Origin of the sequence: Flagellimonas aquimarina, assembly GCF_003149745.1 — a bacterium.
Classification (GTDB): domain Bacteria; phylum Bacteroidota; class Bacteroidia; order Flavobacteriales; family Flavobacteriaceae; genus Flagellimonas; species Flagellimonas aquimarina.
In genome coordinates, this window is sequence record NZ_QGEG01000001.1 from 124,631 (window position 1) to 137,844 (window position 13,214).

Annotated in this window: 11 protein-coding genes; 3 read left to right on the forward strand and 8 right to left on the reverse strand. The window is 38.1% G+C overall.

Annotated elements, in window-relative coordinates; all coding sequences use genetic code 11:
* Window positions 1-13: 13 nt before the first annotated feature.
* The 3 genes from DKG77_RS00565 to DKG77_RS00575 all read right to left on the reverse strand — a co-directional run bounded on the left by DKG77_RS00565 (window position 14) and on the right by DKG77_RS00575 (window position 3,601).
* Window positions 14-1,291: a metal-dependent hydrolase family protein gene (locus DKG77_RS00565; RefSeq protein ID WP_109659183.1), complete on the reverse strand. Its 1,278-nt coding sequence runs from the start codon at window positions 1,289-1,291 to the stop codon at window positions 14-16.
* A gap of 136 nt (window positions 1,292-1,427) precedes the next feature.
* On the reverse strand, window positions 1,428-2,444 hold the full coding sequence (gene galE, locus DKG77_RS00570) for a UDP-glucose 4-epimerase GalE (RefSeq protein ID WP_109659185.1): 1,017 nt from the start codon (window positions 2,442-2,444) through the stop codon (window positions 1,428-1,430).
* Between the two features lie 2 nt (window positions 2,445-2,446).
* Window positions 2,447-3,601, reverse strand: coding sequence for a DegT/DnrJ/EryC1/StrS family aminotransferase (locus DKG77_RS00575; RefSeq protein WP_109659186.1), 1,155 nt, complete (start codon window positions 3,599-3,601; stop codon window positions 2,447-2,449).
* 164 nt (window positions 3,602-3,765) lie between these two features.
* Between DKG77_RS00575 and DKG77_RS00580 the strand changes: the two genes are divergently transcribed.
* Together DKG77_RS00580 and DKG77_RS00585 are read left to right on the forward strand one after the other, a co-directional pair.
* Window positions 3,766-4,926 (forward strand): 3-deoxy-D-manno-octulosonic acid transferase, encoded by a 1,161-nt coding sequence (locus tag DKG77_RS00580; RefSeq protein ID WP_313789241.1) that lies wholly within the window; start codon window positions 3,766-3,768, stop codon window positions 4,924-4,926.
* 32 nt (window positions 4,927-4,958) lie between these two features.
* Complete coding sequence (locus DKG77_RS00585; protein WP_109659190.1) at window positions 4,959-6,317, forward strand: sugar porter family MFS transporter; 1,359 nt, start codon at window positions 4,959-4,961, stop codon at window positions 6,315-6,317.
* A 309-nt stretch (window positions 6,318-6,626) separates the two neighbouring features.
* Here DKG77_RS00585 and DKG77_RS00590 read toward each other — a convergent pair whose 3' ends face one another.
* Window positions 6,627-7,253, reverse strand: a complete 627-nt coding sequence (locus DKG77_RS00590; RefSeq protein ID WP_109659192.1) for a hypothetical protein — start codon at window positions 7,251-7,253, stop codon at window positions 6,627-6,629.
* 47 nt (window positions 7,254-7,300) lie between these two features.
* On the reverse strand, window positions 7,301-7,600 hold the full coding sequence (gene hpf / locus DKG77_RS00595; protein ID WP_109659194.1) for a ribosome hibernation-promoting factor, HPF/YfiA family: 300 nt from the start codon (window positions 7,598-7,600) through the stop codon (window positions 7,301-7,303).
* Between the two features lie 253 nt (window positions 7,601-7,853).
* Between hpf and DKG77_RS00600 the strand changes: the two genes are divergently transcribed.
* A complete protein-coding gene (locus tag DKG77_RS00600; protein WP_109659196.1) occupies window positions 7,854-8,363 on the forward strand; it encodes a hypothetical protein in 510 nt (169 codons plus the stop codon).
* Between the two features lie 22 nt (window positions 8,364-8,385).
* Here DKG77_RS00600 and DKG77_RS00605 read toward each other — a convergent pair whose 3' ends face one another.
* The 3 genes from DKG77_RS00605 to DKG77_RS00615 are packed head-to-tail and all read right to left on the reverse strand — an operon-like array spanning window position 8,386 to window position 13,202.
* Window positions 8,386-9,705 (reverse strand): ATP-dependent 6-phosphofructokinase, encoded by a 1,320-nt coding sequence (locus DKG77_RS00605; RefSeq protein ID WP_109659198.1) that lies wholly within the window; start codon window positions 9,703-9,705, stop codon window positions 8,386-8,388.
* A gap of 13 nt (window positions 9,706-9,718) precedes the next feature.
* Window positions 9,719-11,335: a phosphoenolpyruvate carboxykinase (ATP) gene (gene pckA / locus DKG77_RS00610; protein ID WP_243414764.1), complete on the reverse strand. Its 1,617-nt coding sequence runs from the start codon at window positions 11,333-11,335 to the stop codon at window positions 9,719-9,721.
* 28 nt (window positions 11,336-11,363) lie between these two features.
* Window positions 11,364-13,202 carry an SLC13 family permease gene (locus DKG77_RS00615; protein ID WP_109659202.1) on the reverse strand — a complete coding sequence of 613 codons (1,839 nt, stop codon included), beginning with the start codon at window positions 13,200-13,202 and terminating at the stop codon, window positions 11,364-11,366.
* Window positions 13,203-13,214 lie beyond the last annotated feature (12 nt).

The window sequence follows — 13,214 nt, forward strand, 5'->3', positions numbered from 1 at the left end:
GCTAAAGAAAGTCTTATTCTGATTTGAATATTTGCCCTTCTTTCATCACAAAGACCACATTTTTTAAGGTCTCTACGTTATTTATAGGGTTCTCGTCCACAGCTACAATATCAGCCAAAAAACCTTCTTTTAATTGTCCTAGATTGTCCCCCATGCCCAGCAGTGTGGCATTTGTTATAGTTGCCGATTTCAAAGCTGCCATTATTGGCATTCCAGCTTCCACCATATAGGTAAACTCTCTTGCATTTTCCCCGTGTGGAAAAACCCCAGCATCTGTTCCAAAAGCAATTGGCACTCCTTTTTTGTATGCTCTTTGGAACATTCCTTGAATTTTAGGGCCAATCTCTCTAGCTTTCTTGGCAACCACCTCTGGAAAGTATCCAGTGATTTTGGCCTTTTCCGTTACTTGTTTTCCGGCCGTAATGGTTGGAACCAAGAACGAATTGTACTGAATCATTAAATCCATGGTTTCATCGCTCATCAATGTTCCATGCTCAATGGTTTTTATACCTCCTTTAACGGCACGTTGCATTCCTTCATCACCATGGGCATGGGCAGCGGTAAGCATATTGTAATCTTTTGCCGTATCTGTAATGGCCTTGATTTCTTCCATTGTAAATTGAGGGTTCTGTCCACTTTTGGCCACACTCAACACGCCTCCTGTTGCCGTAATTTTAATTACATCCGCTCCGTCTTTATAGCGTTGCCTTACTGCTTTTTTGCCATCTTCAGGGGAATTAACCACTCCTTCTTTTGGTCCAGGGTCACCCATTAGTGATTTTTTCATTCCATTGGTTGGGTCAGCATGTCCTCCCGTTGTTCCAATGGCTTTTCCTGCTGTAAAAATCCTAGGCCCAACAACACTCCCTTTATTAATTGCTTTTCTTAGTGCTATGTTCACACCACTTCCACCTAAATCACGTACCGTCGTAAATCCCGCCATTAAAGTATTTTTGGCATAAACGGTAGATTGAAGAGCAACATCCGCTTCATTGTCCGTATATCTTTGAATGTAGGAGCGAGGACTTGACTGCCCTTCAATATGCACATGAAGGTCGATAAATCCTGGTAACACTGTTTTATTTTTAAGATCTATCACTTTGTCTTCAGCACTGCCAGTTTTGTACCCATTTTGAATAGATTTAATGCTATTTCCAGAAACCACAATGGTCTTCTCTGAAAGGACTTTGCCAGATTGCACATCAACTATTTTTCCACATTGCAGATATGTTTCTTGGGCAAAGAGGATGGAAGTACATAATGAAATTGATACTAAGAGAATTTTTTTCATGTCTTTTTGAGTTAGCTAATTTGTGTTTTAAAAGTAAGCATACATTGTATTTCTGCAATAAAAAATCCTGATTCCTTAATTAATTTGAATAAAAAAGCCCACCTAAAAGGTGGGCTCCTGAACATGTCTTGTATAACTATTTTCTAATCTTTCGTTCCCAATCCCAAGCAGATCTCATGGAATCATCTAAGGATGATAGTGCTTTCCAACCAAGGACTTGGTTTGCTTTTTTTGTATCTGCATAAGCTTGAATAACATCTCCTTGTCTCCTATCTACTATTTTATAGTTCAATTTTTCTCCAGATACCCGTTCAAAACTGTTGATTACCTCTAATACAGAACTGCCTTTTCCCGTGCCTAAATTAAACACTTCATAATTGGCTTCGTTTTTCTGATTCAGCAATCGCTGCAAAGCAACAACATGTGCTTTTGCCACATCAACCACATGAATATAATCTCTAATACAAGTGCCATCCTCAGTTGGGTAATCATCTCCAAAAACAGATAACTGCTCCCTAAGACCAATTCCTGTTTGTGTTATATATGGAAGCAGGTTTTGAGGAACTCCAATAGGAAGTTCTCCAATTTCCACTGTTGGATGTGCGCCTATTGGATTAAAGTAACGTAATGCAATTGCGGCTAACTGTGGATTCACCTTACAAGTATCTTTTATGATTTCTTCACCTACTTGTTTTGTGTTTCCATAAGGAGATTCTGCCGGTTTTACGGGTGCATCCTCCGTAATCGGCATTTTATCTGCCTGACCGTATACTGTGCAGGAGGAACTAAATATAAAGTTGGACTTATCCAGTGCGGTAAGCTCTTGAAGCATATACACCAAAACTCCAAGGTTGTTTTCGTAATATAAAAGTGGGTTTTCTACACTTTCCCCAACCGCTTTGGAGGCTGCAAAGTGAATTACACCATCAATGTTATTATGTTTTGCAAAGAATTGTTGAACATCTGACTTGTTCCGAAGATCCATCTTCTCAAAAATGGGTTTCTTTCCAGAAATGGCCTCAATACCAACCAGAACATCCTCTGAGGAATTGGATAGGTTATCAATGATTACAACTTCAAAACCTTCGTTTTGAAGTTCAACAACAGTGTGGGAACCTATAAATCCCAATCCTCCGGTTACAAGTATTTTCATGCTTAATGGTTTAGAAAGTCAATGACCAAGTTGGTTATAAATTGAATCTGATCATCATCCAACTCCGTATGCATGGGAAGTGATATCACTTCTTTTATCAATTGATTCGTAACTGGAAAATCAGCTTCATTATAGCGCTCATCCATATATGCTTTTTGCTTGTGCAAAGGAATAGGATAATACACTCCACAAGGAACGCCATTATCATTTAAATGTTGTGCCAGCCCGTCTCTTTTTTCGTTCAAAATACGAAGGGTATACTGATGAAAAACATGACAGTCACAAGTATCGCATATTCCATCACAGCCATTTACCGTTTTGGGCACCATTATATGTTCTTGCCCTTCAAAGGCCTTGGAATACCTTCTTGCCGCTTCTCTTCGCTTTGAGTTATAGGTATCTAAATTTGGAAGTTTAGCTCTAAGAACCGCTGCTTGAATAGAGTCCAATCTGGAATTGACCCCAATTACATCATGATGATATCTTTTATACATACCGTGGTTTACCATTCCGCGAATCGTGTGGGCCAAATCATCATCATTGGTGAAAATGGCTCCGCCATCTCCATAGCATCCTAAGTTTTTGGATGGAAAGAAGGAAGTAGATGCCACATGACCGATAGTGCCTGCTTTTTGCTTTTGACCATTTTTAAAAGTATGCGTTGCTCCAATAGCTTGAGCATTATCTTCAATCACATACAAGCTATGTTTTTCTGCCAATTCCATTATGGCATCCATATTCGCACATTGACCAAACAAGTGTACGGGAACTATTGCCTTGGTTTTTGGGGTAATTGCTTTTTCAATGGCATCTATATCAATATTAAAAGTATCTGGCTCTACATCAACCAAAACAGGTGTAAGATTTAAAAGAGCAATCACTTCTACTGTTGCAGCAAACGTAAAGTCTGCTGTAATGACCTCATCTCCTGGTTTTAACCCCAAACCCATCATACATATTTGAAGTGCATCTGTACCATTTGCACATGGAATTACATGCTTAACGTTCAAATATTCTTCTAACTCTTTTTGAAAGGCATGCACTTGAGGCCCATTTATAAATGCCGAGGAATCTAAAACCTCCGAAATAGAATTGTTCACTTCATCTTTTATACCTTCATATTGACCATTTAAGTCAACCATTTGTATTTTCTTCATCTAAATATATTATGGCATAAAATTAAGAAATTAACACACCATAACCACCTATTGATGAAAGAATGTATTTTAGCTGAAATATGATGTTTGTGCGGTTTGTATATAATTTTTTGATTTCTATTTCTTGGATTGTTATAAAAGTGATTGCACTTTTTAACACCAAGATGAAGTTGTTTGTTTCAGGGAGAAAGGGCATATTCCAACAGTTAAACTTAAAAATCTCAAAAAATGATCGATTTATTTGGATGCATGTTGCCTCTTTAGGGGAATATGAACAAGGGTTGCCCATTCTAGAAAAAACAAAACTCAACTATCCATCCCACAAAATTATACTTACTTTCTTTTCTCCATCTGGGTATGAAGTAAAAAAAAATACCCCAATAGCTGATATTGTGATCTATCTGCCAATGGATACCAAATCTAACGTAAAAAGATTTCTGGATATGGTCAAGCCAGAACTTGCAATTTTTATAAAGTATGAGATTTGGCCAAACTACCTTTATGGGTTGAAGCAAAGAAATATTCCGGTGATATTGGTTTCCGCTATATTTTCCAATAGACAGATCTTTTTTAAACCTTTTGGTGGTTTTATGCGCAATGGTCTGAAAGCTTTTGCTCATTTTTTTGTTCAGGATAAAAAATCCAAAGACCTGTTGTCCTCAATTGGCTTCGAAAATATTACGGTTGGTGGTGATACTCGATTTGATCGGGTTTCTGAAATATTGAAACAGAACAATCATTTAGATTTTATGAATGAGTTTAAAAATGATGGACTCTGCCTTGTAGCCGGCAGTACATGGCCAGAGGATGAGGAAATCTTGGCTGACTGGATCAATTCCACCAATGAACAAATAAAATGTGTTATTGCACCCCACACCATAAAAGAAACCCATGTTCAAAAATTAAAAACCAATATTTCCAAAAAAACGGTTTGTTTTTCAAAAATTGAAGGGGAAGTTCTCTCCACCTTTGACGTAATCATTATAGACAACATTGGCCTTTTGACAAAAATCTACAGTTATGCGGACATAGCATATGTGGGGGGTGCTTTTGAAACTGGATTGCACAACACACTTGAACCTGCTGTTAATGGAATTCCTGTGGTCATTGGTCCAAATTACAGTGGATTTAAAGAGGCGGAAGATTTGGTGAGTAAAAAGGGAATATACGTTGTTACCAGTAAAGAAGAGTTTAAAGAACTGATGGCACGCTTGATTGACGATGGTGATTTCAGGGAAAGAACCGGCAAGATCAATTCTAAATACATCAACAAAAACATAGGTGCAACAGCACAGGTAATAGCCTATATAAAAACTATTCTTTAATTTTTCGCTAGTTTTAGAGAAATCAACTTACCATGAACAACCGTATTTTTAAAATTTCGCTCACCGCTGCTTTGGCGGGTTTTTTATTTGGTTTTGACACTGTTGTCATATCCGGAGCCAACCTACCTATAAAAGAGCTTTGGAACACCTCTCCTCTTTTTCATGGAGTTTTTATTATGAGCATGGCGCTATGGGGAACTGTTTTAGGCTCATTGTTTGGAGGAATACCCTGTGATAAATTAGGCAGGAAAAAGACCTTGATATGGATTGGGATACTTTATTTTCTGTCCGCTCTTGGCTCCTCGGTGGCCCAAGACCCATATCTTTTTTCGTTCTTCAGATTCATTGGAGGGGTTGGGGTCGGAGCTTCATCGGTAGCAGCACCTATTTATATTTCTGAAATCTCGACTCCCGAAAATAGAGGAAAACTTGGAGCTATGTATCAATTCAACATTGTATTTGGGATTTTCATTGCGTTTATATCCAACTATTTATTAAAAGGTTTTGACGGAGCTAATGATTGGCGATGGATGTTAGGCATTGAGGCTGTTCCTGCTCTTGCATATACAGCAATGGTCTTCTATATTCCCAATAGTCCTAGATGGCTTATGACAAAAAAACAAGATGAAAAACAAGCACTTAAAGCTTTGGAATTTATTACAAATGCAGAAGTGGCAAAACTTAGAATGCAAGAGATTAAAGAAGCGCTAGGAAAAAGCTTTTCTAAAGAAAAACTCTTTTCTGGAAAGTACAAGAAGCAATTGCTACTAGCTTTTTTAATAGCATTTTTCAATCAGCTTTCAGGTATAAACTTCGTTCTTTATTATGCTCCCGAAATATTGGAACGCGCCGGTCTGGCATCAAAGGAGTCTTTATTCAGCTCTATTTCTATCGGAATCGTAAATCTTGTTTTCACGCTCATAGGTATTCGTTTAATAGATCGTTTGGGGCGAAAACAATTGATGAAGATTGGTTCATTAGGCTACATTATAAGTTTGGCTATGGTAGGTTGGTGTTTTTACGCTGATGCCAGTTCAACTCTACTGTTAGCTTTTATTCTGGTGTTCATTGCCTCGCATGCCATTGGACAGGGAGCAGTGATTTGGGTCTTTATTTCAGAAATATTCCCAAATAATGTGAGAGCCTCTGGCCAATCATGGGGTACTGGCACACATTGGGTTTTTGCAGCCGTTATAACTTTGGTTACTCCCATTTTCTTGGACGCCGACAAAGGAATTTTTCGAGAAAATCCATGGCCTATTTTCTTGTTTTTTGCCTTAATGATGGTAATTCAACTATTATGGGTAATATTCGTGATGCCAGAAACCAAGGGAATAACGCTAGAGGAACTTGGCAGAAAATTAAGTTCCAATAAGTCCAAATCCAGTTAATCCCTGCACGATATACTTAAAAGTTGCCCGTTAATCGAATAACGATGTGCAATTTATAATTGATCAATGAATAATTTCTTACATTGTTAGAAATTACACTATTATGACCGATGAAATTTCTTTTGGCAATAAAATGTTAGTCGGGTTTTTGCGACTAATGGTTTTTGTCCTTGTTATTATTCTAGTTGCAATTCCTATTTGTATTTTACTGGATTTCCTAGGGATTCTTTAATTTATATATTGCTTTCAGGGTTTTGTGCCCTTAAGTTCACTGATTTACTTTGCGAACTCAGTCTATCAAAGCAGTAGCTAAAAAATTACATCTTGTTCTCCCATTTTACTTGCAATTAGCTTAATGTACGATTCAACCGTCTTTTCCATGTTTATAGGTTCTAGAACATCTATGTCGCTCCTCCATATAAGCTCTCTTTCTTTGTCTATGCAAATGCAATACAACGAAGTTTCTACTGTGTAGATATTAAATGTCTCATAGTATTCTGGATTGTAATAAATGTCTTGGTGATCTAAATAATCAGTACTGAAACGTGTGTACATTTCATTAAGGTTGCTCATTCTTTCTCTAAATGTTCTTCTGTTTTCCGTACCAACCACCTTTGTGAACAGAATAGCGTCAAAACCTTTGTCCAATAGTTGCCCTTCAACTTCTGATAGTTCTTCTTCCGATTTTTCTGAAGATGTAAATTCAACATCAAAAAGGTCAATACTTCGCATTGCCTCGACCCCTTTCGCATTTAACCTATCCGCAAGTCTTGTCTCAAACTCTGTTCTTAAATTATCATCTTGGGTCATTCCTACCACTAGGACCTTATATGCTTCAAACAAAACTATATCAGGGTTTTTCCAAGTGCTAACAAGTTTTGTAGAGGAGCATCCTAATAAAAGTAACATACCAAGACATACTATTTTTGTTTTCATTGGAAAAAAATTTAAAATTATCCAGCTATTCAATTAACTAACAATGACTAGTGCCTAACAAAAACACTTTGCCTTTTTTCTAGTTGCCTCTTCAGTTCATCAACTGTTTCAACCATCGCTTTTTCAAAATTATCCTTTTTTGATTTTGCAAAAAGTCGAGGTCCAGGGGCACTAAGTTCTATCTCACAAACTTTGTCCTGTCCAGTTTTATCATTCTCAATCTTAAAAAGCACATTGGCATTAATGACCCAACTGTGTTTTCTTCCTAATTTGTCAAGCTTTTTTAACAGAATCTTGTTCAAAGATTCACTTACTTCCATTTTTTGATATTGAATGTTGACTACCATAACAGATTTACTTTGTATTTATATACCAAATCTAGATACCTGACCAAAAGAATAAAATGACATTTGTCAGTATTTGATCATTATCCATAATCCTATTGTTCCTTTCAAACCAAAAAAACCACGAAGGTTTCCTCCTTTTCATATGTAAAAACGCGGAACCTGACCTTTATCATTTATAAAACAACAAAACCACAATAATTTTACTTGGAATTTTAAGTCTTAGCAATTTTGCATATTTCTAAACAAAAAAGAAATGAAAAGCTTTAAAGAATTTTTGATCTTAATCTTATTTGCAGTCGGCCTCTCCTTACTTTTTACAGTTTGGTACAATCAAGAGTTTTCTTTGGCCAAAGTGGAGGCAATAGAGGTCACCAATCCTGAGTTGGAGTCAAAGCTTCTTATTGCTTGTACTGAAGGAAAATTTCCTGAAAAAATTGGTCATGGAATAATTGATCATTACAAAAACAACTACAACCTAAGTCTTGTAGATATTTCTGATTTGTCAACAATAAATCAAGAGAATTATGAGGGAATCTTTCTGATTCATACCTGGGAAAAATGGAATCCTCCACCAGATATAGTTAAGTTCATGGATATTTCTAAAAAGTTCAATGACAAAATAGTGATCATGGCCACATCCAGCGGTGGCTCTTCCCAAACTGATGACGTTGATGGGATTACAGGTGGTAAAGAATCTGAAAATGTACAGTTTTACGTAAAAGAAGCCATCACCAAGATGGACTCAGTTCTTGATGGCCTATAAAAAGAGGTGACTGTATTCGATGTTATTTTATTGAAAACGGTTGACCCGTACTCTGTAGAACAGCAAACCAAAAACCGCTTTCCAGATCAATCTTCTTTCTTTTAGAAACAACTGCAGAAATTGGCAGGTATACAAACCTGTCATTTACCTTGCCAACAACAAATTTAGTTTTTCCACTCATTGCACCGTGTACTGCCTGGTATGCCAAGCTACTGCAAAATACACTGTCGCTTGAATTTGCTGCCGCACTTCTAATAATATAACTTGGGTCAATGTATTTGATGGTCACGGGAAAAACATCAGAGAAGTATTCCTTTATTTTTTGTTTTAGAAACAGACCAATGTCATCATGTTGAACATTGCCAGAAGCATCGGTTACAACATCATCCTTTTCAAAAAGGTGTTGGCCAGCACCTTCTGCAACAACTATAACCGCATGATGTTTGGCTTCTAATCTTTTCTTTAAAATTTCCAGAAAACCATTCTTACCGTAAAGGTTAAAGTCCAGCTCTGGTACAAGTACAAAATTAACTACGGGCATTGCAAGTGATGCGGATGCGGCAATAAAGCCACTGTCCCTGCCCATTAACTTTACAATAGAAATGCCATTATAAGCTCCATGGGCCTCATTATGCGCGTCCTTTAAAATTGGGCTGGCAATGTCAAAAGCCGTTTCAAAACCAAAGGATTTGTCTATAATATCCACATCGTTATCTATGGTTTTAGGAATCCCAACAACGCTAATGTCCAAACCTCTTTTCATAATTTCGTCACCAATGGCATTGGCCCCTTTTAAGGTACCATCTCCACCAATGGCAAAAAGCATTTGCGCATTATTACTAACTAAAGTGTCTACCATTGTGCTTACGCTCTGCCCTCCTCTAGACGAACCTAATATAGTACCTCCAAATTGATGTATATCCTTTACTTTTTCTGGTGTAAGCTCTACAAAGGGATGTCCCACTTCTGGATTAAGCCCTTCATAACCATAGGGAACGCCTATAACCCTTTTGACCCCATAGAAATAGTGGAGGGCCATTACAATACCGCGGATAACATTATTGATGCCCGGGCAGAGCCCGCCACAGGTGACAATGGCTGCCGTTACTTTTTCTGATTGAAAAAAGATGTTTTGCCTTGGCCCTGCTTTTTCAAGACACGAAGGTTCTTCGTTATTGGCCAGACATTGGGAATAGCCTTCCAGGGAAGTATCGAAAACCAATTTATCCGTTTCACTTATAAAAGTGAATATATTATCTCCCCTAACAGTACTTAACTGAAGGGGAGATTTAAATTTAGGAACTCCTAAGTTTTCTATTTGGAATTCGATCTTGTCACTCACGTTACTTTAAAAATTAAAAATGTTCGTTCAAGCTGTGGTGCGAATCAATCAATGGCCCGCCATTTAGAATCTCTTCTGATGCTTCACTAGCAAATTTATCAAAATTAATGTGGAATGAGTGAGCCAATTGAATTGCTTTGCTTACATAAGCGCCTTTTTGCAACCAAGTGTTCATAGGGTCCAAAATCTCAGTTGGCACTCCTGGACAATATTTGGGCATATGTAATCCAAAAATGGGATGGGCATCAAAGTCTACTTTGTCCAATTCACCTTCCAAAATGGCCGAAATCATTGCTCTGGTGTACTTCAATTTAATTCTTGAACCTACGCCATAGGGGCCGCCACTCCATCCGGTATTTACCAGCCAAACATTAACACCGGCCTCGGTCATTTTCTTGCTCAACATTTCTGCATAAACAGCAGGGTGCAAAGGCATAAATGGTTCTCCAAAACATGCAGAGAATGAAGGAACCGGTTCATTGATCCCTGCTTCTGTACCGGCTACTTTTGCCGTATATCCAGAAATGAAATGATACGCTGCCTGCCCTGGTGTCAACTTAGAAACCGGAGGCAATACACCAAAGGCGTCACAGGTTAAGAAAAAGATGTTTTTGGGGTTTTCTGCATAAGAAGGTATCTGGATATTGTCAATATGATCAATAGGATAGCTCACCCTTGTATTTTGGGTAATGGAGCTATCAAAGTAGTCCACCTCTTTGGTTCCTTCTTTGAAAACAACATTTTCCAATAACGCTCCAGGTCTAATAGCTCGATAAATGTCCGGTTCTTTCTCTTCTGTTAGGTCTATGACTTTGGCATAACATCCTCCTTCAAAATTAAAGATGATATTTTCTGCTGTCCAACCATGCTCATCATCTCCAATTAATTTTCTATTGGGGTCTGCGGACAAGGTTGTTTTTCCTGTACCGGATAAACCAAAGAAGATAGCGGTGTCGCCTTTCTCGCCTACATTGGCAGAACAGTGCATGGGTAACACATTCTTATCTATCGGAAGTATTAAATTCAATGCAGAAAAGATACCTTTCTTCATTTCTCCTGGATACTCCGATCCTCCAACCAAAGCAATCTTGCGAGTAAAATTAAGAATGGAAAAATTACCTGCAATGATTCCAAAATCCTTTGGGTTAGGTGCTTCATACCCAGGCGCACATAGTACCAACCATTCTTCATCAAAGTCTTGTAATTCCTCCTCTGAAAGTCTCAGAAACATATTTTTGATAAAGTAGTTGGACCAAGGATACTCCGTAATTGTACGAACATTCATGGTATAATCAGGGTGAGCGCAGACTGCAGCATCCCTAACATATATTTCTTTGTTTGATAGATACTTGGCAATCTCATCGTGCAATTTATCAAAGTTCTCAGGTGAGATTGGTTTGTTAATTCTACCCCACCACACCCTATCTTTTGTATACTCATCTTTTACCAAAAAACGGTCTTTAGGTGAGCGGCCCGTAAACTTTCCTGTATTTATAGCCAGTGTTCCATTCTCGGATTCGATACCCATACCATTTTCAACCGTAATACGTTGTAAGGTCTCTGCATCTAAATTCCAATGCGCAGTAGTATTCTGTATTCCGTACTTGCTTAAATCTTTTGTTTTTTCCATAATTCCATCCATGTTTATTGTTTTAAGGTTAAAAGCTCCAAATCAATGGAACCAATACTAGTGTTGCAATAAAAAACAGCAAGAGGAGCGGCCCTCCCACTTTTACATAATCTATAAATTTGTACCCGCCGGAAGACATCACCATTGCGTTGGTTGTTGTTCCCACAGGGGTTAAAAATGCGGTTGAAGCGCTAACTGCAACCGTTATTAAATAAGGCTTTGGTGACACTCCCAAAGAAGTTGCAGCCAATAAAGCAATTGGTGCCATTAGTACTGCAGTAGCTGAATTGTTTATTGTTTGACTGAAAGCTGTTGTTAATAAAAAGATGCCCCCTAGAAGAACTGTTGGGTGTATGCTTCCCAGCATTTCTACCAAAGCATTGGCTGCCATTTCGGCGACTCCAGTTTTCTGTAAAGCTGTTCCCATAGGTATCATAGCGGCAATCATTACCACACTTGTCCAACTTATTCCTTTATATGCTTTTGAAATGGGTACACAACGGGTCAACAACATAATACCAGCACAAATCAACGCTGCTATAGCACCAGGTAAAACTTTGAACACTAAGAGCACTATCATCAAAATGAGCGTTATCATGGCGATATAACTTCGTGTGCTCAATGTTGCAACGTTTTTTGACAATGCTTCTGGACTACCAGAAATTACAACGTTTTCATAAAGTGATTTTAGATTTTCAATATTTTCCCATGGCCCTCTTATTATGAAAGCATCTCCAGCACCTATTTTAATTTTTCCTGTTAAGGGGCGATTATTTCTTGAAGCTCCTAACAATTGAACCCCAGCGCGTTTTAGGTAATTGCCCAAATTGATCGTTTTTCCAACAAAAATCGAATTTGGAGTAATAAGCATTTCTGCCATGCCAACTTCTTGGTTGATCAACTCATTTTTTAATGTATCCTTTTCAGCTGTTGTGGGAATGACACCCAAGCTAAATTTTAGCACCAGTTTGTCCACATCTTCAGGGGTACCCTTTACTGTAATGATATCATGATACCTCATATCTGTACTGGGCTCTGGAAGTTCCACAAATTGTGGCACTTTTTGTTGTAAAGGGCTTGGGTGCCTACGTTTTAAGCGCATTACAGCTATTTGATGATTTGATTCAAAGTTCCAGTCCCCAATTTTGGTATTAATCAATGGCGACATAGAACGAATACGTAACCGATAAAGATTATCGCCAATGCTATAACTTGAAATCCATTTGTGCATTTCGGCATCAATGTCCGCAGGTTTTTCATTGGTTTGGCGTTTGGGCAACAGACGATATCCTATATATCTGAAATAGACGATTGCAATTATCAAAAGAGGAAGCCCTATCAATCCAAATTCAAAAAATGAGAACCCTTCAAGGTTATTTTCAATCAAAGTATTACTGGCGATAATGTTGGGAGGTGTGCCCGTTAAAGTCAACAATCCTCCTGTATTGGACCCAAAAGCAACGGGCATCAATAGTTTTGATGGTAACGTCCCTGCACTCCAAGCAGCAGAAACAGTTACAGGAAGTAAAGCGGCCACCGTTCCTGTATTGCTTACAAAGCCTGACAGCACACTGGCTCCTAAAGTTACAATGACCAATAATTTGGGAATGCTTTTACCTGCCCAATTTACAAAGCGTTGACCTGCAAGAGCAGTCCATCCTGTTCTTGAGAGTCCTTCGCCAATTATAAACAAAGCCGCAATCATGATTACTGTAGTATTGCTAAAGCCACTGAGCGTTTCCGTAACGTCCAATATCCCCGTCAAATACAACGTTAACATGGACATTAGTGCAACAACATCAGGTTGAAATTTTCCCCAGATGAACAAGGCTATTGTAATACCAAGTATTACTAGTAGTGTGACCATAGCTATATCATT